The sequence below is a fragment of the Pseudomonas sp. W2-17 genome, assembly GCF_041060445.1.
In the GTDB taxonomy this organism is placed as follows: domain Bacteria; phylum Pseudomonadota; class Gammaproteobacteria; order Pseudomonadales; family Pseudomonadaceae; genus Aquipseudomonas.
Genome location: NZ_JAUFNS010000030.1, coordinates 38,305 through 60,402 on the forward strand (window position 1 = coordinate 38,305; position 22,098 = coordinate 60,402).

Below are 22,098 nucleotides of genomic sequence, written 5' to 3' on the forward strand. Positions count from 1 at the left end.
GAAACACTCCTTCATTGAAGATTAATGTCTGATGATTCACGGCCGCTTGCCCCCCACAGCGGACAAACGCCACGGCAGGCTGCGGCGCAGAAATTTCAGGCGCTGACGCAGCGCCCCGACGGAGCCGTCTGCCCCGGCATAGCGCTGGGCCTCGAACTCACGGACAAAATCTCTGATCGCCCCGGCGTGCGCCGGCAGTTGCTCGGCAGCGCGCTGCGCGAAGGCCTGGGCGCCTTCACTCGGCTGACGTTTAAGACCCTGCCGGGCGAGCAGACGTTCGAAATGGTTGAACAGGCGCAGCTGCGAATCGCTTTCCCGACGCCACGGTTTGAACAACCACAGCGCCAGCAGACCCAGGATAACCGCCGCGCCGCCGGCAAACACCGGCGCCTGGAACCCGGAAAACCATCGGCCCAGGACCTGCAGCTGCTGCTGACCCTGATAGCCGAGGACCCACCGCTGCCAGCCGTAATTGAGGTTGTCCCAGCTCATGCGGATCGAATTGACCCAGGCCAGGTGCCGATAGCGCAGGGCTGACATCGGCGAATCGCTGAGAAACTCTTCGTCCGCCGCCAGCGCCTGCTCAAGCCCCTGCTCGATCCGCGCGGGTGCCACCGCTGCGGTGGGATCAACGCTGCGCCAGCCCACGTTCAGTTGCCAGTACTCGACCCAGGCATGGGCATCGAACTGACGTACCGTGAGGTAGTTGCCGTCCGGGTTCAGCTCACCGCCCTGATAACCGGCAACCACCCGCGCCGGGATGCCCGCCGCGCGTAACGCGAAGGTCATGGCCCCGGCGTAGTGAGCACAGAAACCGGCACGGCTGCCGAACAGAAAATCATCGATGCTGTTGGCGCCCAGCGCCGGGGGCTTGAGGGTGTAGCGGAACGGCTGCGACGTGAAATACGACAGCAGCGCGTCCACCACCGCGTCGGTGCCGGGATGGCGCCGATGCAGGTCCGCCGCCCATTCGCGCACCTGGGGATTGCCTTTGGCCGGCAGTTGCAGGGCCTGCAACCGGGCGCCGTCGCTGAGCACGGTCTCGCGCACGGCGTCGGGCCAGGATTCGACGCTGTAGAGCATTGATTGCTCGATCGGTCGCCGCCGCTGCCAGCGGAAATCACTCATCTGGCGCACGCCGGCCAGATCGGTCTGGCCCACGTCGAGGGTCATCAGCCACGGCTTGCCGGTCGGCTCCAGCACCACGCTGTAGCTGACCCGCTCGCCTTCCCGGCGCCACAGCGGCGCGTCCGGCACCTGCGCCCGCGAAGACTGCGACCAGCGTCTGCCGTCGAACTGCTCCAGGGTCAGCGCGCGCCAGTACAACTGATTGCGCGGCGGCAGCGGGCCATCGAAACTGGCGCGAAAGACGAGCTCGGCAGATTTGCTCAGCTCGGCGATGTCCCCCGGCGCCATGCTGTCGGACAGCCCGGTCAGCGCCTTGTTGCTTGGTTGCGGCAACGACCACAGGGGCTCAAGACGGGGGAAAAACAGGAACAGCAGGAGCATCAGCGGCACCGCCTGCAGCAGCAGCTTGGCCGACAGCCTCAGCGTGGCCGCGGGCTTGCTGGAAATGCCGGACTGCTGCAGGCCGATCAACGCCGCCAGCAGCGTAGTAATCGGCAGTAGGGTAAACAGGCCCCACAGCAGCGAGTCTTCGAACAGGTAACCGACGGCGATGCAGAAGAAGCCGAGAAAGATCAGCACCAGCGCGTCGCGACGGTTCTGCATTTCCAGCATCTTCAGAATGAACGCCGCGATCAGCAGCGCCGCCCCTGCGTCCAGCCCGATCAGGCTGCCCCGGGCCAGATAAATGCCCCCGGCGGTGCCGACCAGCAGTCCAGATTTGATCCAGGTGCCTGGCATGCGCACGCGCATACGGAAGATCTGGATGCGCCAGAACGAACACACCAGCCACAGCACGATCAACGCCACCGGCACGTGCAAGGCGAAGGGCACGATCACCAGCGCCTGGGCGATCAGCAACCAGTTGAGGCTGACCCGGGGGATCGGTTTGGCCAGGCTGGAGGACGTCATCGCGCCGCGCCGTTCATGCGCGCACCCCGTACAGCGCCAATTGGCGCAGGCAGGCTTCACGGTGGGCGTCGCCGCTGTCCACCGCCGAGATAAAGCCGGGCAGCCGCAGCGCGAACGGCTGCTGACGCTGGGACAATTCCAGCACCCAGTAACACAGGCGCGACAGCCGCTCTTCGATATCCCCACCCAGGGCCATGAAATCCAGACACAGGTCGTGACCGCTAAGGTCGCTGAACTCCTTGACCATCAGCCCCTGTCCCCGCGACCAGGCTTTCCAGTGCATGCGCCGCATCGAGTCGCCCGGTTGCCACAGGCGCAGGCCCTGATAATCATCGACGCCCGGCCCCGTCGTGGCGTGGCCGTCGTCCTCGGCATGGGGTTGCACGCCTTGCAGCAGCGGCATCGTGCCGGCCAGCGGTTGCGGGTAGATCAGCACGGTCTGTTCCAGGTCCAGCCAGCTCCAGGCGCGAAAAATCCCCAGCGGGAACACGCTCTCCACGCGCAAACGCGGGGCCCGCATCCAGCCGCGTTTGAGCGCCGGCAGGGTCAGGCCGACTTCGACCAGACGCTCGGCTTCAACGTCGGTCTGCTCTAGCTGTTCGCTGTCCCAACCCAGGGCAATCGCCTGATGGCCATGGCCGGTGCTTTCCAGACGCAGGCGCAGTTGCACCGGTTCGCCGACGAACACCGATCGCGCGTGGCCGCCGCTGAGGATCAGCCCGCTGATGTTGCGGTAGGTGTGCAGAATGCCCAGCACGCCCACCGACAGCATCAGGAATGTCAGGCCGTAGGCGAGGCTGTTCTGGTAGTTGATCGAGACCAACAACAGCAGAAAAAGAATGAGCGCATAGGTACCGCCGACCCGGGTCGGCAGGATGAAGATTCGACGGTGATCCAGCTCGACCCGCGACGCCGGGGGAATGCGGCGTCCCACCCAGCGCTGCCAGACCGGTTTGAAGCGTTCGATCACAGCACCGGCACCTCACGCAGTAGCCACTGGACCAGCGCGCCGCCGCCATGCCCGGTCGGGTCGGTGCGCTCGCGCAGGCGGTGGCTGATGACGGCGGGCAGAATCGCCTGCACGTCTTCGGGAATCACGTAATCACGCCCGGCGAGCAATGCCCAGGCACGCGCCGCCGACAGGATCGCCAGGCTCGCGCGGGGCGACAGGCCGTAGGCGAATTGCGGCTGGCTGCGCGTGGCATCGACCAGCCGCAGCACGTAGTCGACCAGGGCGTCGCTGGCCCGCACCTGCCGCGCCTGCTGCTGAAGCAAGGCCAGTTCGGCGTGGTCCAGCAACGGCTCGATGCGCGGCAGCAGATCGCGACGGGATTCCCCCAGCAGCAGGGCTTTCTCCGCCGAGCGCGCGGGATAACCCAGGGACAGGCGCATCAGGAAGCGGTCCAGTTGCGATTCCGGCAAGGCGAAGGTGCCGCCCTGGCTGAACGGGTTTTGGGTGGCGATGACGAAAAACGGATCGGGCAGCAAACGGGTGGCGCCTTCGATGGTGACCTGGCCCTCCTCCATGGCTTCGAGCAGCGCGCTCTGACTCTTTGGCGTGGCGCGGTTGATTTCGTCGGCCAGCACCAGCTCGGCGAAGATCGGCCCGGGATGGAAGGTGAATTGCCCGGTGTCGCGATCAAACACCGACGTGCCGAGGATGTCCCCCGGCAGCAGATCGGAGGTGAATTGAATGCGCTGAAAGCTTAAGCCCAGCACCCACGCCAGGGTATGGCTGAGGGTGGTTTTACCCATGCCGGGCAAGTCTTCGATCAACAGATGCCCGCCACCCAGCAGGCAGGTCAGCGCCAGGCGCACCTGCGGTTCCTTGCCCAGCACCACTTCATTGATCGCGTTGAGACACGCATCCAGTTTTCTGCCCATCGGAAGGCCTCCCCAGGCGACTGCTCATGGCTAATAGGACTGCAGACGATGCCAGACGTGCAGCCACTGTACGGTCAGCGTAGGCCTTTTCGCCATAGGGGAATGGAGGGAATAATCAGGGTGGAGCGAAACGGGACTGTAGCAGTGGGCTTGCTCGCGATGGGCGTCATCCCGGTCAGCTTGATGGCGACTGACAGCATGCTTCGCGAGCAAGCTCACTCCTATAGGAAGACTGCTTGATGGCTGCGGACTTTGGAACGATTTCAGCGACCGGCGCGGGACTCACGGATATAGAAACGGGCTTTCTCGGCTTTCTCGGAGCAACCCTCGAACGCTTCGAACTGCTGCTGGGTCTTGGCGCCGGTCAGCAGCGACAGGGCCTTGGAGTAGCTGACCGTGCCGGCGAAACCTTCGGCCTTGGCCAGATCGAGCTCGTGCCAGGCTGCGTCAAGGTTGGTGGCACAGCTGTCGCGGTAGGCCGTTTTGCCGGCGCAACCGGTGAGAACCAATGCCAACAGGGGCAGGCAGATCCAGGCTTTCATGGGTGTTACCTCAACTAAGGAAATCGACGATGCGGCTTTGACGGTGCGGCGATGCAAAAGTGCCACAGCGGGGCGATGCACGATACCCGTTTCGCGCTGTTGGCGTTACGCTGGTGTGTGATGAATCGGCCGCCTGGCGCGCCGCCCGAACGCTGACAGTGGAAACCGCACATGAATAAACGCATCGCGCTGGTCCTGGGCTCCGGGGGCGCCAGGGGTTACGCGCACATCGGCGTCATCGAAGAGCTCGAACACCGCGGCTACGACATCGCCTGCATCGCCGGCTGTTCCATGGGCGCGGTGATTGGCGGGATCTACGCGGCAGGCAAGCTGCCCGAGTACAAGGCGTGGATCGAAAGCCTGGATTACCTGGACGTGTTGCGGCTGGTGGACGTGAGTTTCCGGTTGGGGGCGATTCGCGGCGAGAAGGTGTTCGGCAAGATTCGCGACATCGTCGGCGAGATCAACATCGAGGACCTGCCGATCCCCTATACCGCCGTGGCCACGGACCTGACGAACCAGCAGGAAATCTGGTTTCAGGAAGGCAATCTGCATTCGGCGATGCGCGCCTCGGCGGCAATCCCGAGCCTGTTCACCCCGGTGGTTCAGGGCAATCGCACGCTGGTCGATGGCGGCCTGCTGAACCCGTTGCCGATCGTGCCGGTGGTGTCGAGCCACTGCGATCTGATCGTCGCGGTCAACCTCAACTCAACGACGCAGAAGCATTACACCTTGCCGGTGATCGAGCGCCCACCGGCAGTGAAGAAGCGTTTCGACGGTTTGATGAGCTCCATCGGCTCGCACCTGCCGTTTCGGCGCAAGCTGGACCTGACCGGCGAGGATGGTTTGCGTCTGGCGCAGGAACGGCTCAAGCCCAGCGCCGCCGCGCTGACGGGCAATCCGTGGTTGATGGCTGACATCGAATCCGCCGACCCCCAGGGCCAGCAACCCTCCGCCGCGCCCACCCAACCCGGCGCACCGAGATCGGCCAGCGGCTCGATCATCATCGACAACGTCGGCCCGGCGTCGCTGCTGGATCTGATCAACCAGAGCTTCGAGGTGATGCAGACCTCCTTGGCGCAATACAAGATCGCCGGCTACCCGCCCGACATCCTGATCAACGTGCCGAAGCGCGTGTGCCGGTTCTTCGAATTCTACAAAGCGCCAGAGCTGATCGCGCTCGGGCGGCAGATTGCCAGGGAAACGCTGGATCGGTATGAGCAGGAGCATTGAGGTTGTTACACCCGACGCCTTCCCGGCTGAAGCCGGTCCCACAAGTCAGCGTTCCAGCCAGCACCTATGCGGTGTGGCATCCGACGCCTTCCCGGCTGAAGCCGGTCCCACGAAGGCTGTCCCGCGGAGTGTGATCCTTCACCCATTCACCAACCGATACCCGACCCCCGCTTCGGTCACGATGTACTGTGGCGCGGCGGGGTCGTCGCCCAGCTTCTGGCGAAGATGGCCCACCACGATGCGCAGGTAATGGGTGTCTTCGACGTGGGTCGGGCCCCAGATGTCCTTGAGCAGTTGCTGTTGGGTAATGACCCGTCCGGGATGCCGCGCCAGTTGCGCCAGCACCGCGTATTCCTTGCGGGTCAGGGCGACTTCGGCATCGCCCAGGGACACCCGGCGGTAGGCCAGATCGATGTTCAGCGGCCCGATGACCACCGCCGATTCCACCTGACCGCTCTCCGGCGCCTGGCGCAACAGCGAACGAATCCGCGCCAGAAACTCCTGAATGCCGAACGGCTTGGTCACGTAATCGTTGGCGCCGGCGTCCAGCGCGCGCACTTTTTCACCCTCGCTGGCACGCACCGAGAGCACCAGCACCGGCACTGTCGACCACTCGCGAAACTGGCTGAGCACGTCCTGCCCGTCCATGTCCGGCAGGCCCAGGTCGAGCACCAACAGGTCGGGTTTATTCAGGGCGGCCTGGGTCAGGCCGTCGGTGCCGGTGCCGGCTTCCAGCACTTTGTAGCCTTGTGACGCGAGGCTGATGCGCAGGAACTTGCGGATCTGCGGCTCGTCATCGATCACCAGAATGGTCGCCGTCTGGCTCATGGGTGTCCTGTCATGAAGAAAAGAGTCGGTAACGAAAGAACGTCAGCGTAGCGCAAAGCGGTTTCAGACCGCCTGGTCCATTTCCGCTTCGGGCTGCGCCTGCAGCGGCAAGTGCAGGCTGATGCAGGTGCCGCGACCGTCGATGCCATCGCCCACGCTGATCCGTCCGCCATGGGCGCCGACCATGCCCTGACAGATCGCCAGACCCAACCCCGTCCCCTGCCCGCCTCGATCACCCCGCGCGGCGGTGTAGAACATATCAAAAATCTTCGCCCGTTCGTTCTCGGGTATCCCCGGCCCTTCATCGCTGACGGCGAAAATAATCTCCTCGTTCTGCACGCTCACCGCCATCTGCAGACGGCCATTGACCGGCGAGAAGCGCGCGGCGTTTTCGATCACGTTGATCAACGCCTGCTCGATCAGCGCAGCGTGGACATACAACAGCGGTAGCTCCGTCGGCAATTCGGTCATGACTTGCAGCGGCGCGAGCACCGCACGCAGGCGATTGAGCGCGCTGCCGACGATGTCACCCGGCGAGACCCAATCCCGTGCCAGCTTCAGCGCGCCATGGCCGAGGCGCGTCATGTCCAGCAGGTTCTGGATGTAGCGATCCAGACGCTCGGCCTCGTCGCGGGTGCCTTCGAGCAACTCGCGGCGGTCCTCCAGCGGAATCGCCTCGCCCAGCGCCAGCAGGCTGTCGATGCTGCCGCGCATGGCGGTCAGCGGCGTGCGCAGGTCGTGGGACACCGAGGTCAGCAAGGCGCTGCGCAGCTGTTCGGTCTCACCATGCAAACGCGCGGCCTCAAGGTCTTCGGCCAGTCGCGCCCGGGCCAGGGCCTGACCCAGTGGCTGACTCAGCGCCGTGAGCAGACGTCGCCGCTGAGGGCTGAAGGTCTGGCCCTGTTTGGCACGAATGCCGAGCAGCGCCATCGGCGCGTCGTCCACCCACAACGGCAGCCACCACCAATTCCCCGACGGCAGCGTACCGGTGCCCTTGCCCGCCGGCTGCCCGTGCTGCCAGGCCCAGTCCGCCGCTGCGCGTTCAAATTCGGAAAACTCCAGCGGCCCGCCCACTTCAACCTTCCAGCCCTGCTCGCGGTCGTTGTCCAGCACGCACAGCTGCAACTCGCTCCAGCCGGCCAGATGATGATCGGCCGCACTGAGCACCGCCTGGCGATCGGTCGCGGCAGTCAGCCGACGGGACAGGTCGAGCAGTTCGCTGGTCTCCTCCTGGGTGTCCCGCAGCGCTTGCAACTGGCGGCGCTGGCGAGCGGCGAGATTGCCGGTCAGCGCGGCCATCAGCAGAAAGAACAGCAGCGTCAGCACGTCTTCTTCGCGCTGGATGCTCAGGGAAAAATTCGGCGGGATGAACAGAAAGTCATAAGCGAGAAACGACAGCACCGAACAGACCATCGCCGGGCCGACGCTGCTGCGCACGGCCACCAGCAACACGGCAGCGAGAAAGACCAGGGAGATATTCGGCAGCGCCAACCAACTGGACACCGCCCAGGCCAGTGCGCTGGCGCCGACCGTGGCGAACAGCGCCAGGGCGTAATCGAACCAGACCAGATTGCGCGGCGAAGTGGATTGCGGCTGGTCAGGGCGCGACTCGCTGTCGAGCACGTTGATTTCCAGGCCGTGGGCGTTGCGCAGCAAACGCGACGCCAGCCCGCCGCCCAACACACGACGCCGCAGCGAAGGCCGCGACTGGCCCACCAGCACCAGACTCGCGCGGCGTTCGGTGGCGTGCTGAATCAGGGTCTTCGCCACTTCCGGCGCGCGCAGCACCACCACTTCCCCGCCGAGGCGTTCGGCCAGTTGCTGGGCATTCTGCAAACGGCTGCGGGCCAGCTCATCGAAAAAGCGCCCGTTGTCGACGTGCACCAGGCTCCACGGCAGGTGCCGACGTTGCGCGACCCGGCTCGCGTGACGCACCAAGCGCTCGGCCTGGGCGTCGCCGTCGATCCCCACCAACAGACGGCCGCGCACTGCGGGCGCCGCCTGACCCAACTGCCGATAGCCCAGCGCCAGGTCGTTGTCGACCTGGGCGGCGGCGGTCTGCATGGCCATTTCCCGCAGCGCGGTGAGGTTGGTCTGGGTGAAAAACGCATCGATGGCGGCGCGGGCCTGCTCGGGCACGTAAACCTTGCCGTCCCGCAGCCGCTCCAGCAATTCGCGGGGCGGCAGGTCGATCAGCACCAGTTCGTAGGCTTCCTGCAACACCCAGTCCGGCAGGGTTTCGCGCACTTGCACGCCGGTGATGCCGCGCACCTGATCGTTGAGGCTTTCCAGGTGCTGAACGTTGACCGTGGTGTAGACGTCGATCCCCGCCGAGAGCAATTCCTGAATGTCCTGCCAGCGCTTGGCGTGGCGACTGCCGGGCGCGTTGCTGTGGGCCAGTTCATCGACCAGCACCAGTTTGGGTTTCGCCGCAAGGATACCGTCCAGGTCCATCTCTTCGAGCATGACCCCGCGGTATTCGGAACGGACCATGGGTTGCTGCGGCAAACCGCCCAGCAGCGCCTCGGTCTCGGCGCGGCCGTGGGTCTCGACAACCCCGGCCAGCAGCGAAACGCCCTGGCGCATCTGCGTGTGCGCGGCCTGGAGCATGGCGTAGGTCTTGCCCACGCCCGGCGCCGCACCGAGAAACACCTTCAGCCGCCCGCGATCGTCCCGGGGAAGATTGACCAGCAAAGCGTCGGCGCGGGTGGTTGAATTCACGAAAAGTTGTCCTGGTGCAGGGTGATGTGCGCGCGTGTGGCGTCGCCCGTTGGCGTCAGTTCACGGCGTTGCCAGACGGTAACCGATTCAGACTCAGATTCAAGTCCAGCACGTTTACCACCGGCGGGCCGATCAGCGAACTCTGGGTGTTGTCCGCCACCAGTTTCTGCACCGACTCGGCAGGCACATTACGCGCCGCCGCGATGCGGGCCACCTGGTATTGCGCCGCAGCGGGCGACAGGTGCGGATCGAGACCGCTGGCGGACGTGGTCAGCAGGTTCAGCGGCACCGGGCCCTGGCCGTCGACCTTTTCTTTGGCGGCATCATCGGCCACTCGGGTCGCCAGCGCCGGATTGCTCGGCGCCAGGTTGCTCGCGCCGCTGGCGACGGTGGCAAAGGCCCCGGCAGACGGACGCGGATGAAACCATTCTTCGCCGGTGAAGTTCTGGGCGATCAGTTCAGAGCCACGCACTTTTTCATGGTCGTCGTACACCAGGCTGCCATTGGCCTGATCCGGGAACGCCACCTGGGCGACGCCGGTCACCACCAGCGGGTAAGCCACGCCGGTGATCAGGGTCATCAGAACGATCAGGCTTACGGCCGGACGCAATATGCTGGACATCATTCATTCCTCATTTCGAAGTGAGCGCCGCGCGGGATCAGTCACCGCGCGGCGCGATCAACGGGTTAAACCAGGTGCAGAGCGGTCAACAGCAGGTCGATGGCCTTGATCCCCACGAACGGCACGACAATCCCGCCCAGCCCGTACACCAACAGGTTGCGGCGCAGTAAATGCGCCGCGCTGGCGGCCTGCACCCGCACACCGCGCAGTGCCAGCGGAATCAGCACGACGATGATCAGCGCGTTGAACACGATGGCCGACAGAATCGCGCTCTGCGGGCTGGCCAGGTGCATGACGTTGAGCACGCCCAGTTGCGGATAAATCGCCGCAAACAGCGCCGGCAGGATCGCGAAGTACTTGGCCACGTCGTTGGCGATGGAAAAGGTCGTCAGCGCGCCGCGGGTCACCAGCAACTCCTTGCCGATCTGCACTACGTCCAGCAACTTGGTCGGGTCGCTGTCGAGATCGACCATGTTGGCCGCTTCCCGCGCCGCCTGGGTGCCATCGTTCATCGCCATGCCGACGTCGGCCTGGGCCAGCGCCGGGGCGTCGTTGGCGCCGTCGCCGCACATCGCCACCAGACGCCCGTCGTTCTGCTCCTGACGGATGCGCTCCAGTTTCTTCTCGGGAGTGGCTTCGGCCAGCACATCATCGACGCCCGCCTCTGCCGCAATCGCCGCCGCCGTCAGCGGGTTGTCGCCGGTGACCATGACTGTGCGAATGCCCAGCTTGCGCAGTTCTTCAAAACGCTCGCGAATGCCCGGCTTGACCACGTCCTTGAGGTGAATCGCGCCCAGCAGTTTGCCATCGCCGCAGACCAGTAACGGCGTGCCGCCGGTCTTGGCGATCTTGTCGATCTCCCGCGCCAGTACTGGCGGCAGGTCACTGCGGTCACGGCCGAGGAATTTCAGCAGCGAGTCCACGGCGCCCTTGCGGTACACGCGGCCCTCGAAATCGATGCCAGACAGACGGGTTTCCGCCGTGAACGGCACCGCCGTCAACTGGCTCGGCGCAGGCTCGGTCATCGGCTGCAGACCGCGCAGGTATTCGACGATGGATTTGCCTTCAGCCGTATCGTCCGCCAGCGAGGCCAGCAGCGTGCCTTCGCTCAGCTCTTTCGGTGTCACGCCCGGTGCGGCATACACCGCCGAGCAGCGACGGTTGCCGAAGGTGATGGTGCCGGTCTTGTCCAGCAGCAACACATGCACGTCACCCGCCGCCTCTACCGCACGACCGGATTTGGCGATCACGTTCAGGCGCACCAGGCGATCCATGCCGGCAATACCGATGGCCGAGAGCAGGCCGCCGATGGTGGTCGGAATCAGGGTGACCAGCAGCGCCACGAGGAACACCAGCGGCAAGTTACCGCCGGCAAAGTGCGCGAACGGCTGCAGGGTCACGACCACCAGCAGGAAGATCAGGGTCAGGCCGATCAGCAGAATGTCGAGAGCGACTTCGTTAGGTGTCTTCTGACGTTTGGCGCCTTCGACCAGCGCGATCATGCGGTCCAGCGTCGATTCGCCGGGGTTGGCACTGATGCGCACCAGCAGCCAGTCGGACACCAGTCGCGTGTTGCCGGTCACGGCCGAACGGTCGCCCCCGGACTCGCGGATCACCGGCGCAGACTCACCGGTGATCGCCGCTTCGTTGACCGCCGCAATGCCTTCGATCACCTCGCCGTCGCCCGGGATCATTTCCCCGGCTTCAACGCGGACCACATCGCCCTTGCGCAGGGTCGCCGCATTGACCATCTGATAACTGCCGTTTGCGCCCTGGATCCGCGCTTTCAGGCCCTCGCTGCCGGCTTTGAGGCTATCGGCGCGGGCCTTGCCGCGACCTTCGGCCAGGGCTTCGGCGAAGTTGGCGAACAACACGGTGAACCACAGCCAGACGGCGATCTGCACGGCGACGGACGTCGGCACCGCCGGGTCGGGGATCAGGCACAGCACGGTGGTCAGAATGGCGGTCAGCTCGACCACCAGCATCACCGGCGCACGTTGCAGCTGGCGTGGGTCAAGCTTGACGAACGCCTGAACCAGCGCCGGGCGCCACAGCGCGGCGAAGCCGGTCTTGGCCGACACGTTTGATGCGGGCTGTGCGTCATGGCCGGCTGTCTTGCTGGCCTGAATTTTACTGTCCGGGCTTTTTGTTACGGGGGCTTGCATGTTCATGGTGTGGTCCTCAGAAGCCCAGGCTCAAGTGTTCGGCAATCGGTCCCAGTGCCAGCGTCGGCAGGAACGTCAGGCCACCCACGAGCAGGATGGTCACGGTCAGCAGGGTGACGAACAGCGGGCCGTGGGTCGGGAAGCTGTTCTGGCCCAGGGGCGAGCTTTTCTTCGCCGCCAGACTGCCGGCCAGCGCCAGCACTGGCAGGATGTAGCCGAAGCGGCCGATGAACATCGACAGGCCCAACATCAGGTTGTGGAAGGTGGTGTTGGCGCTGAAGCCGCCGAAGGCCGAACCGTTGTTGGCGGTCGCCGAGGTGTAGGCATATAGCAACTGACTGAAACCGTGGGCGCCGGGGTTGCTGATCGCAGCTGCCGGGCCGGGCAACGAGGCTGCCAGCGCACCGAACACCAGCACGCCGACCGGCATCACGATCAAGGTCGCCACCAGCAACTTGACCTCCCGGGCCTGCAGCTTCTTGCCGAGGTATTCCGGGGTGCGGCCAATCATCAGGCCGGCGAGGAACACCGCGATCAACACGTTCAGCAACATGCCGTAGAGGCCTGCGCCGACGCCGCCGAAGATCACTTCGCCGACCATCATGTTGGCCAGGGCGATCATCCCGGTGAGCGGGTTGAGGCTGTCGTGCATGCCGTTGACCGAACCGTTGGACGCGGCGGTGGTGGTCGCGGCCCAGAGCACGGTGGCCGTGGTGCCGAAGCGGGTTTCCTTGCCTTCCATCGGCGCGGTCTGCTCGACCGAGGCAATGTTCAGCGCAGGATTGGGCTGGTACTCGGACCACATCGCCGTCGCGCCGCCAATCAGGAACAGCGTCAGCATGCAGGCGATGATCGCGCGGCTCTGGCGCATGTCTTTCACGTAATGACCGAAGGTGAACACCAGCGCCACCGGGATCAGGATGATCGACACCAGCTCGAACAGGTTGCTCCAGATGGTCGGGTTCTCGAACGGATGCGCCGAGTTGACGCCGAAGAAACCGCCGCCGTTGGTGCCCAGTTGCTTGATCGCGATCTGGCTGGCAGCCGGGCCCAGCGGAATGGTCTGGTCGGTGCCTTGCAGGGTCACGGCGTCCACGTAATGGGCGAAGGTTTGCGGCACGCCCTGCCAGACCAGCATCAGTGCCAGCACCAGGCACAACGGCAGCAGGCCGTAGAGGGTCGCGCGGGTCATGTCCGCCCAGAAGTTGCCCAGGTGTTGCGTCGAGCGACGGCTGATGCCACGGCAAAACGCGACCAGCACGGCGATGCCGGTGGCGGCGCTGACGAAGTTCTGCACGGTCAGGCCGGCCATCTGGCTGAGGTAGCTCAGGGACGATTCGCCGCTGTAGCTCTGCCAGTTGGTGTTGGTGACGAAGCTCATCGCGGTGTTGAACGCCAGCGACCACTCCATCCCCGGCAGGCCCTGTGGGTTAAGCGGCAGCGAGCCTTGCAGGAGCAGGACGGCGAACAGCACGACGAACCCGGCCAGGTTGAAGGCCAGCAGGGCGATTGTGTAGGTTTTCCAGTTTTGTTCGACCGCGGGGTCTACGCCGGACAGGCGATAGCAGATGCGTTCGACCGGGCCCATGACCGGGGTCAGAAAGGTCCGCTTACCTTCCATGACGTTGTAGTAGAACCGTCCCAGCAGCGGCGCGGGCAACAGCACCAAGGCAAAAAACGCCAGTATCAGCAGGTAGTCGTAACCGTGCATGGCCGTTACTCCTCGACCCGGCCGGCGCGCAAGAGCGCCACCAGCAAGTAAACGAATAACCCTGCTGCAAGCAGCAGTGACACCCCATCCAGAACGCTCATGAAAAACTCTCCGTCATACGGCGACTGCCGTGTGGGGCAATTGTCTGCAGCGGGGGTGTAAAGGAACGAGAGCGACGGGAGCCGGAGGGCATAAAGAAAGCGTAAAGAGTAAATAAAACAGGGCGTTTAGAAGCTTTACACCGTAGGCAGATCCGTTATTTGTGACTCGCGTTGCGCGGTGTTTGAACTACCGCGTAGAAGATCAAAAGCAAATCAGAGGCAGATCAAGGGCGGGTCAAGCGCCAGGGACTTGTGGGAGTGAGCTTGCTCACGAAGGGGTCGGTACATCCAACGGATATCTGGTGTTTGAGATAAAGCATTCGCGAGCAAGCTCCCACAGATGGGGTGTCCAGTCAGCAAAACTGTCGCCGCCTGGGCTGGCCTCTTCCCGGCTAAAGCCGGTCCCACTAACAGCAGCGCGCGCATTTAGTGGGACCGGCTTCAGCCGGGAAGCTGTTGATCTGCTTCTGATCTTGATCTTGATCTTGATCTTGATCTTGATCTTGATCTTGATCTTGATCTTGATCTTCATACGCAAGACGTCCAGACGACACCAATCGCGACTTGGGTGCAGGCTGAACGCAGGTCTCGCGGAGTGGGCCGAGCGGCATGGATGCCGCGAGAGCGCCGTCAGGGCATGGATGCCCGTTCGGCGCGGGCCCACGGAGCGAGACCGGAGTGAAGGTATTCCGACGAAGGAGGAACCCAACCAGGAGCAAGCACCCTTGGTTACTTGGGGTGCTTTTCCAAGTAACTCGCCGAAGGCGAAACAGTCTGCCCCCAGGCAGACGCCCTTGATCTTGATCTTGATACGAAGCACGGCAGGTCAGCCGTGTACCGACCTTGATACATTCAAGACAATCCACCGACACCTGCCCCCCTCACCCTTCCGCCCCGCTCGCCAGCGAAGTAGCATGGCAGCGTCGACTCCTACCCGCGGCCCACTCGGCAGCACCACACGGCGGCAGCACCATGCAGACAACACCCGACAGCACCACCGCCACCGCGCCGAGCGAAGAGCGCCGCTGGAACACCCGCGCCCTCATCGTCGACGACGACATCCCCATCCGCGAACTGCTCTGCGACTACCTCGCCCGCTTCAACATCCACAGCACCGGCGTCACCGACGGCAACGCCATGCGCCTGGCCCTCACCGAAGACACCTACGACGTCGTCGTCCTCGACCTCATGCTCCCCGGCGAAGACGGACTTTCCCTCTGCCGCTGGCTGCGCAGCACCTCCGACATCCCCATCCTCATGCTCACCGCCCGCTGCGAACCCACCGACCGCATCATCGGCCTGGAACTGGGCGCCGACGACTACATGGCCAAACCCTTCGAGCCCCGCGAACTGGTGGCGCGGATCCAGACCATCCTGCGCCGCGTGCGTGATGACCGCACCGAAGAACGCACCACCCTGCGCTTCGACAACTGGCGCCTGAACAGCGTCCTGCGCCAACTCACCGCGCCGGACGGCCTCGTCGTGCCCTTGTCAAATGCCGAATTTCGCCTGCTGCGGGTCTTCCTCGAACGGCCGCGTCGGGTGCTCAACCGCGAACAACTGCTCGACGCCGCCCGCGGACGCTCCATCGAAGCGTTCGACCGCAGCATCGACCTGCTCGTCTCGCGCCTGCGGCAGAAGCTCGGCGATGACCCGAAATCCCCGCAACTGATCAAAACCGTGCGCGGCGAAGGCTACATGTTCGACGCCCGGGAGATTGGTTGATCCGCTCGGCCGACACCCTGTTTGCCCGGCTGTTTGGCGGGGCAATGCTGGCGATCGTCCTGGCGCACCTGCTCGCATTCGTCTGGTTTCACCACTACGGCCCGAGAATGCCGCCCCCGCCCGGTTGCGATCGGCCGATGGAAAGCCAGATGCAACCGCCACCCGAACGCGACGCTGCAACGGACGACGACCTCCAGCGCTCTCCTCCACCGCAAGGGTGCCGCCCGCCGATGCTCGGCATTCCCCTGGTGCCCTTGCTGTTCCAGCTGATCAGCCTGGTGCTCGCCGCCTGGTTCGGCGCCAAGGCCCTGAGCCGGCCGATCCGCCGACTGAGCGAAGCGGCCGAGCGCCTCAGCGAAAACCTCGACAGCCCGCCGCTGGCGGCCAATGGCCCTCGCGAGGCACGTCAGGCGGCGCAGGCGTTCAACCTGATGCAGGAGCGCATTCGCGAACAGGTGCAACAGCGCGGGCGCATGCTCGCCGCCGTGTCCCATGACCTGCGCACGCCGCTGGCGCGTCTGAAACTGCGGGTCGAACAGATCGACGAGCCGCGGCTGCACGGACAGATGAGCCAGGACCTCAACGACATGATCGGCATGCTCGACGCGACCCTGACCTACCTCAACGAACAGCGCACCAGCGAAGCGCTGCAGTATTTCGACGTGCAGGCGCTGATCGAATCCCTCGCCGAAAACGCCCAGGACAACGGTGACGACATTCAGGCGAGCGGCACCTGTCGGCCGCTGAAATCCCAGCCCATGGCCCTGCGTTCGTGCCTGAACAACCTCATCGACAACGCCCTGCGTTACGCCGGGCACGCGCGGGTGGAGATCGAGGACGCCAGCGATCGCCTGCGGGTCAGCGTCATCGATCACGGCCCGGGGATTCCCGAAAACCTGCGGGAGGCGGTGTTCGAGCCCTTCTATCGCGTCGAGAGCTCGCGCAATCGCAACTCGGGCGGCGTTGGCATCGGCATGACCATCGCACGGGAAGCCGCGCGGCGAATGGGCGGCGACCTGCGCCTCGAACACACCCCCGGTGGCGGGCTCACCGCAGTGCTGGATCTGCCGCGAATCTGACCCGGCGCCGTTACGCAAGCCTTACGTAAGCGCGGCGGTACAAACTCAACACACCCACGACACCCCTTGCCCTGACGCTGCATAAGCCGGAGCACCGCCCGGCATTATCCATCTGATGGGGAGTCAGTCCGATGATCACAGGCGTCAGCGGCAGCAGCAGTTATTCCAGTTACACCAGTGCCAGCACGAGCAGCACCACCAGCACAGCCAACAGCAAGAAGTTCGCCGACGAATTATTAAAGAAACTCGACGCGAACGGCGACGGCAGCATCGACAAGGACGAGCTGAGCTCGGCGCTGTCCTCGGATTCCAAAGACGGCATTACCGTCAGCTTGAGCAAGGCGTTCGGCGATCTCGACAGCAATGACGACGACAGCCTCGACGCCGACGAGTTGGCGGCCCTGACGCCTCCGCCGCCACCGCCGATGCAGATGGACGCCACGTCCTCCGAAGACGAAGCGCAAAACCTGCTCAGTGCGCTGGACAGCGACGGCGACGGCACGGTCAGCAGCGCTGAACTGACCACGGCGTTGAGCAGTTCAGACAGCAGCGCCGACAGCAGTAAAGTGTTCGATGCCCTCGACACCAACAAGGACGGCACCGTCAGCCTCGACGAACTGACCGCCAGCCTGCAGGCCCAACAACCGCCGCCTCCGCCCCCTGCCGAAGACGCCAGTGACCTGTTCAGCAGCCTGGACAGCGACAGTGACGGCAGCATCACCGCCGCCGAACTGACCAGCGCCTTGCAGGGCGCGACGAATTCCGCCAGCACCGCGTCCTCCGGCAACCAGACCGCCGCGAGCCAAACAGCCACTTCGCAAACCACCACCCAGGCCACTGAAGCCTTGAACCGCATGGTCGCGGCCCTCAGTGACCGTTACAACCTCAACAGCAACTCCACGTCCGGCAAGTACGTCAGCACCTCAGCCTGAGGAAAAAAACCGCCACCGAGCTCAGCCCGGCGGCGGTTTTTTATGCCCGTGCTTTTTACGGGTGTGAGTTACTTGACCGGCTGCCGCGCGCGGCTGTCGCCCACCCAGTCCAGCAGCAAGCTGTAAGCCACCGCCAGCAAGGTCGGGCCGATGAACAGGCCGATGAAGCCGAACGCCAGCAATCCGCCAAACACCCCGAGCAAGACAATCACCAACGGCAGGTTGCCACCGCGACTGATCAGGTACGGCTTGAGCACGTTATCGACGCCGCTGACGATGAAGGTGCCCCACAGGCCGAGAAAAATCGCCATGCCGTAATCGGCTCTCCAAGCCAGCCACGCCGTGGCAGGTATCCAGATCAGCGGCGGGCCCATGGGCACCAGGCTCAACAGGAAGGTGCCGATGCCCAGTACCAGCGCGCCCGGCACGCCGGCAATCAGAAAACCGATCAGGGCCAGCACGGCTTGCGCCGCAGCCGTGCCGATCACGCCGTTGACCACCCGTTGCACCGTGCCGGCCACCAGATCGAGGTAATACTGAGCGCGATCGCCGATCAGCCGCTCCAGCAGACTCAGCACGAACGCCGCCACCCGCGGCCCGTCACGGTAGAAAAAGAACACGAAGACGATGCTCAGGGTCAGCTCAAGAATCCCGCCGCCGATCTGTGCACTGCGCGCCAGCAGCCAGTTGCCGACCTGACCCAGATAAGGCCGGACGCTGACCAGCAGCGCCGCGCCCTGTTGGTCGATGGTGTTCCAGTAACCCACCAACCGCTCGCCCACCAGCGGAACGCCCGCCAGCCAGGTGGGTGGATCCGGCAGGCCGTCCACTTGCACGTCCTTGACGAAGGCCGTTGCGTCGCGCACGTGGTCCGCCAGATTGAAGCCCAGCCAGACCAGCGGCGCGAGCACCAGCACCATCCAGCCCAGGGTCAGAATCGCCGCCGCGAGGGACTCACGCCCCTTGAGCGCGCGGGTCAACAGACGCATCAGCGGCCAGCTGGCGAACGCCAGCACCGCGCCCCAGAACAGCGCCGACCAGAACGGCACCATCACCCACAGGCAGGCGCCCAGCAGCGCGAGCAGGAGAATCTGCACCAACAGGCGATCGTTATTGAACATCGGTCATTCCGCAAAAGAGGGTCGAATCCGCTGAGCATACCGGCGAACCACATCGCTCGCCTCATGCTGACAGCCAGATCGGTTTTTCAGGACGGGAATAGCGTTCGCTTCAGCGGATGAGTTCGAGGGTCAGGCCGGGATTTTTCCGGTCGCCCGCTTCCAGCCGTGCAGCGCGCACCCCTTTGGCCACCAGCGCTTGACGCCACGCTTCGCGCTGATCCCCGGAAAGGGTCACGCGCAAGGTGCTGTCCAGATTCAGGCCACGGGACAGCAAGGTGATCCACGGCTCCTGCGGCTCTGCGGTCAGCATCGGCAGTTCCAGCTCGCCGGTGCTTTTCAGCTCGCGCAAGAGGGTCGCGGAAGTCGGCAGCAAATCCCCCAGCGGCGTGCTCGATTGAAACTGCTCGACGTGGAGGAAAGCCCGTCGATTGCCCCGGGTGATGCCGTACAGCGCCACGAGCGTGTTGTCCGCCGGCGCGGCCAGGCGCAGCAATAAGTAGGACTGACCGTTGTCGGCGCCATACAGTTTGGCATTGCCGAACACCTCGTTGGCCCACAGGCTGCTTTCGCCGCAATCCCGCGCCTGGCACCAGAACAGCAGCTGCGCGCCCTGCTGCTGCAACGCTTCGCGGGCGGCGGTGAACGCTTCGTCGGCGCTGTGCTCGACCGGCAATTGGTAGGTGATGGCGGTGGCGTTGCCGCGCCCGGACACTTGCCCGTCGAAACGCAACTGGCCGCTGATCTTGCGAATCGAGCCCAGCGGGTAGATGCGCTCCAGCTCAGCGGCAGGCCGATAATCGACGATTTCCGCGTCTGTCAGTCGCGGCAGATTGGGCAAATCCTGACTGCCGGGAACGTCGGCCGCCTGGGTGGTGGCGCTGAGGCTGGTAAGCAACAGCGTCAGCGCGAGCGTGCGGGTGAACGTCATGGAGGCGCTCATGGCAGGGCAATCGGCAAGGCGGCGGCGAATGCGGCATGCAAAGTACCCGGGGACGTAATCGGCAGGCAAAACAAAGCCGCGACAACGCGCGGCGAGCATGAAAATAAAACGGTGCGGCGTGGGCAGTGGTCCATCGTGCAGTCTCCTGTTTCAACTGCCCCAGCCTCGGCAGTTGCAGGTCGCAAGTCAAGGCACGGCGAAGAAGCGATTGAAACAGTCTGCAACAGAGCGCGCCCCCGCCTCGTCGTTGAGGTGCAGATGGTGCCCGCCCGGCAAGGACGTCACCGTAAAAGGAACGCTGCCGAGCAGCTCCCGGTTCTGCGCGAGCATGCCCTCCTCGGCCACGATCAACTGTGCCGGACAACGCACCGCCGTGACGAAAGCCAGCGCCTGCGCTCGCGTCAGACGAATCGACGAGGGCAAGGTCAGTCGGCTGTCGCTGCGCCAGGTGTAACCACCCGGCACCGGCATCAAACCACGCTGGGCCAGCAGTTCCGCCGCCTCACGACTGACCGCGACCATGCCTTTCATGCGCGCCTCCACCGCACGGTCCATGTCCGGGTAGACCGGCTTGCGCTTGCTCTGCTGGTTCAACTGCGCCTGCAGGGCCGCGCCCATGCGCTCGACCACAGACTCGGGCTCGCCCACCGGCGGAACCAACCCGTCGATCAAGGCCAGACGATTAACCCGCTGGGGAACTGCCGCCGCAACGATCACTGAAATAATTGCCCCCAGGGAATGCCCCAGCAGGGAAAACCGCTCCCAGCCCATCTGCCCGGCGACCTGCAACACGTCGTGGGCGTAGTCCGGCAAACCATAAGCCGAACCCGGCGGGCGGTGGTCGGAGTGGCCATGCCCGGCCATGTCCAGTGCCAGAATCCGCAGCCCTTCAAGCTTGGGCGCCAGCCGCGCGAAGCTGTTGGCGTTGTCCAGCCAGCCATGCAGGGCGATTACCGGAATGCCGTCCTGGGGACCGAACAGATGGGCGGCAAGCTCGATATGGGGCAGGCTCAGGCGGATCTCTTCCACCGAGCAAGTCATGCGCGGGCTCGCTGCAGGGCGGCGTCAGTGGTCGCACCTTCAGCTCTGGCCGTCCAGCGGGAAAACAGCGTTCTGAGCATGTGGGCGGTGTCCTCGGGGTGTTCGAGCGGGAACATATGCCCGCCGGGCACGGAAAGATACTCGCCCTCGCGCATGCTTTTGACCGACAGCGCGTGGTGACGCCGCACCACATCGCTGCTCTCGCCGCGCACCATCGCCAACGGCACCCGCAACTGACGGGCAAGGCCTGGGCTGGTGTGGGGCACGCTGCGGTAGATGCTGATTTCGGTGGCGGGGTCGAAGCGCAAGCGCAACCCGTCGCCATCGGCTTGCAGCCCGTGAAGCAGATACGCCTCGAAGCACTCGGGATCGAAACGCCGGAACAGCGACTTGCCGGCAAAATAATCCCGCGCCGCCTCGACGCTGCTGAACACCTCACGGCGCCCCAATGTCCGGCCGGCAGGCGTGATGCGATCAATAAACCCGAAACGCTTGGCCGCCCGAATCATCCACTGATCGAACCGGGTCAGCACCGGCGAATCCAGCATGACAACGCCTCGATACAACTCAGGATGACGCAGCGCCGCGTGGTAATGCAGCACACCGCCCAGCGAATGGCCTACGCCCCACACCGGTTGCGCCTGCTCGCGCAGATGATGAATCAACTCATCCACCAGCTCCGGCCAGTTGTCCGTCACCGGAAATTGCGGGTTATGGGCATGCTGCTCCAGATGACGAATCTCGAACTCAGGCCCAAGCGCCGCGAACAACTTGCCGTACGTACCCGACGGAAAGCCATTGGCGTGAGCGAAAAACAGAAGTTGAGACATGCCGACACACCCACAGCAACCATAACAAGCCGCGATTGTGCGCACCGCCCGCCAAGCGCGGCAATGACCGGAACTGCCATCGATGAGGCCACTCCGGTCATGGGGAGGTTTATCTGAGCGGGTGAAACGATCGGCTATGGATTCAGAGCAGCCTACGGCAGAGACGCGGAGCGTCTGGCGCGGCATGACCACGCGGAGCGTGGGAACGATCAGGACGATCAGGACGATCAGGACGATCAGGACGATCAGATTTTAGAGCTCAGGAAATACCGGCGCCTGGACTGGCCTCTTCCCGGCTAAAGCCGGTCCCACTAACAGCAGTGCGTGCAGTCAGTGGGACCAGGTTCAGGAGACCCCTGCGAAAAGAGCGCGTGCAGTCAGTGGGAGTGGCAACAACCCCGACCGTAGGACCGGCTTCAGCCGGGAAGCCTTTCATCTGCACTTGATCTGCTTTTGCACTTCAAACACAAAAGGTCCAGACACCGCCAATCGCGACTTGGGTGCAGGCTGAACGCAGGTCTCGCTCCGTGGGCCGAGCGGCATGGATGCCGCGAGAGCCGCCCCCCGCCATGGATGGCGGATGGCG

The 22,098-nt window shown here is 64.4% G+C and carries 19 protein-coding genes; 4 read left to right on the plus strand and 15 right to left on the minus strand.

Going from position 1 to position 22,098, the window contains the following annotated elements; genetic code table 11:
• Positions 1-36: 36 nt before the first annotated feature.
• The 4 genes from QWI20_RS25000 to QWI20_RS25015 form a co-directional block, all read right to left on the minus strand.
• Entirely contained in the window at positions 37-2,037 is a 2,001-nt protein-coding gene (locus QWI20_RS25000; protein WP_369307685.1) for a DUF3488 and DUF4129 domain-containing transglutaminase family protein, read from the minus strand.
• Between the two features lie 13 nt (positions 2,038-2,050).
• Complete coding sequence (locus QWI20_RS25005) at positions 2,051-3,007, minus strand: DUF58 domain-containing protein (protein WP_369307686.1); 957 nt, start codon at positions 3,005-3,007, stop codon at positions 2,051-2,053.
• Positions 3,004-3,921, minus strand: a complete 918-nt coding sequence (locus QWI20_RS25010) for an AAA family ATPase (RefSeq protein ID WP_369307687.1) — start codon at positions 3,919-3,921, stop codon at positions 3,004-3,006. Before QWI20_RS25010 ends, QWI20_RS25005 begins: the two co-directional genes overlap by 4 nt.
• Positions 3,922-4,184: 263 nt before the next feature.
• The gene (locus QWI20_RS25015) at positions 4,185-4,463 is read right to left on the minus strand and encodes a hypothetical protein (protein WP_062381160.1); all 279 of its coding nucleotides are present in this window, start codon (positions 4,461-4,463) and stop codon (positions 4,185-4,187) included.
• 171 nt (positions 4,464-4,634) lie between these two features.
• Between QWI20_RS25015 and QWI20_RS25020 the strand changes: the two genes are divergently transcribed.
• Positions 4,635-5,696, plus strand: coding sequence for a patatin-like phospholipase family protein (locus QWI20_RS25020; RefSeq protein ID WP_369307688.1), 1,062 nt, complete (start codon positions 4,635-4,637; stop codon positions 5,694-5,696).
• Positions 5,697-5,834: 138 nt separating this feature from the next.
• On the opposite strand, the gene QWI20_RS25025 is transcribed toward QWI20_RS25020, so the two are convergent.
• The 7 genes from QWI20_RS25025 to QWI20_RS25055 all read right to left on the minus strand — a co-directional run bounded on the left by QWI20_RS25025 (position 5,835) and on the right by QWI20_RS25055 (position 14,376).
• Positions 5,835-6,524, minus strand: coding sequence for a response regulator (locus QWI20_RS25025; RefSeq protein WP_369307689.1), 690 nt, complete (start codon positions 6,522-6,524; stop codon positions 5,835-5,837).
• 63 nt (positions 6,525-6,587) lie between these two features.
• Complete coding sequence (locus QWI20_RS25030) at positions 6,588-9,245, minus strand: DUF4118 domain-containing protein (protein WP_369307690.1); 2,658 nt, start codon at positions 9,243-9,245, stop codon at positions 6,588-6,590.
• Between the two features lie 55 nt (positions 9,246-9,300).
• Positions 9,301-9,867 (minus strand): potassium-transporting ATPase subunit KdpC, encoded by a 567-nt coding sequence (gene kdpC / locus QWI20_RS25035; protein ID WP_369307691.1) that lies wholly within the window; start codon positions 9,865-9,867, stop codon positions 9,301-9,303.
• Between the two features lie 65 nt (positions 9,868-9,932).
• Complete coding sequence (gene kdpB / locus QWI20_RS25040) at positions 9,933-12,038, minus strand: potassium-transporting ATPase subunit KdpB (protein WP_369307692.1); 2,106 nt, start codon at positions 12,036-12,038, stop codon at positions 9,933-9,935.
• A 10-nt stretch (positions 12,039-12,048) separates the two neighbouring features.
• The gene (kdpA, locus tag QWI20_RS25045) at positions 12,049-13,743 is read right to left on the minus strand and encodes a potassium-transporting ATPase subunit KdpA (RefSeq protein WP_369307693.1); all 1,695 of its coding nucleotides are present in this window, start codon (positions 13,741-13,743) and stop codon (positions 12,049-12,051) included.
• A gap of 5 nt (positions 13,744-13,748) precedes the next feature.
• Positions 13,749-13,844: a K(+)-transporting ATPase subunit F gene (kdpF, locus tag QWI20_RS25050; RefSeq protein WP_037009437.1), complete on the minus strand. Its 96-nt coding sequence runs from the start codon at positions 13,842-13,844 to the stop codon at positions 13,749-13,751.
• 268 nt (positions 13,845-14,112) lie between these two features.
• Positions 14,113-14,376 (minus strand): hypothetical protein, encoded by a 264-nt coding sequence (locus QWI20_RS25055; RefSeq protein ID WP_369307694.1) that lies wholly within the window; start codon positions 14,374-14,376, stop codon positions 14,113-14,115.
• A 440-nt stretch (positions 14,377-14,816) separates the two neighbouring features.
• Here QWI20_RS25055 and QWI20_RS25060 point away from each other — a divergent pair, with 440 nt between their 5' ends.
• The 3 genes from QWI20_RS25060 (at position 14,817) to xopAW (ending at position 17,580) form a co-directional block, all read left to right on the plus strand.
• Complete coding sequence (locus QWI20_RS25060; protein WP_133771586.1) at positions 14,817-15,569, plus strand: response regulator; 753 nt, start codon at positions 14,817-14,819, stop codon at positions 15,567-15,569.
• Positions 15,566-16,648 carry a sensor histidine kinase gene (locus QWI20_RS25065; RefSeq protein WP_369307695.1) on the plus strand — a complete coding sequence of 361 codons (1,083 nt, stop codon included), beginning with the start codon at positions 15,566-15,568 and terminating at the stop codon, positions 16,646-16,648. Before QWI20_RS25060 ends, QWI20_RS25065 begins: the two co-directional genes overlap by 4 nt.
• A 131-nt stretch (positions 16,649-16,779) precedes the next feature.
• Positions 16,780-17,580 carry a XopAW family type III secretion system calcium-binding effector gene (gene xopAW, locus QWI20_RS25070; RefSeq protein WP_369307696.1) on the plus strand — a complete coding sequence of 267 codons (801 nt, stop codon included), beginning with the start codon at positions 16,780-16,782 and terminating at the stop codon, positions 17,578-17,580.
• Between the two features lie 68 nt (positions 17,581-17,648).
• On the opposite strand, the gene QWI20_RS25075 is transcribed toward xopAW, so the two are convergent.
• The 4 genes from QWI20_RS25075 to QWI20_RS25090 all read right to left on the minus strand — a co-directional run bounded on the left by QWI20_RS25075 (position 17,649) and on the right by QWI20_RS25090 (position 21,512).
• Entirely contained in the window at positions 17,649-18,701 is a 1,053-nt protein-coding gene (locus QWI20_RS25075; RefSeq protein WP_369307697.1) for an AI-2E family transporter, read from the minus strand.
• Positions 18,702-18,810: 109 nt separating this feature from the next.
• Entirely contained in the window at positions 18,811-19,629 is an 819-nt protein-coding gene (locus tag QWI20_RS25080; protein WP_369307698.1) for a DUF4892 domain-containing protein, read from the minus strand.
• A gap of 198 nt (positions 19,630-19,827) precedes the next feature.
• On the minus strand, positions 19,828-20,682 hold the full coding sequence (locus tag QWI20_RS25085; RefSeq protein WP_369307699.1) for an alpha/beta fold hydrolase: 855 nt from the start codon (positions 20,680-20,682) through the stop codon (positions 19,828-19,830).
• Complete coding sequence (locus tag QWI20_RS25090; protein WP_369307700.1) at positions 20,679-21,512, minus strand: alpha/beta fold hydrolase; 834 nt, start codon at positions 21,510-21,512, stop codon at positions 20,679-20,681. The genes QWI20_RS25085 and QWI20_RS25090 overlap by 4 nt, the downstream gene beginning before the upstream one ends.
• Positions 21,513-22,098: the final 586 nt, after the last annotated feature.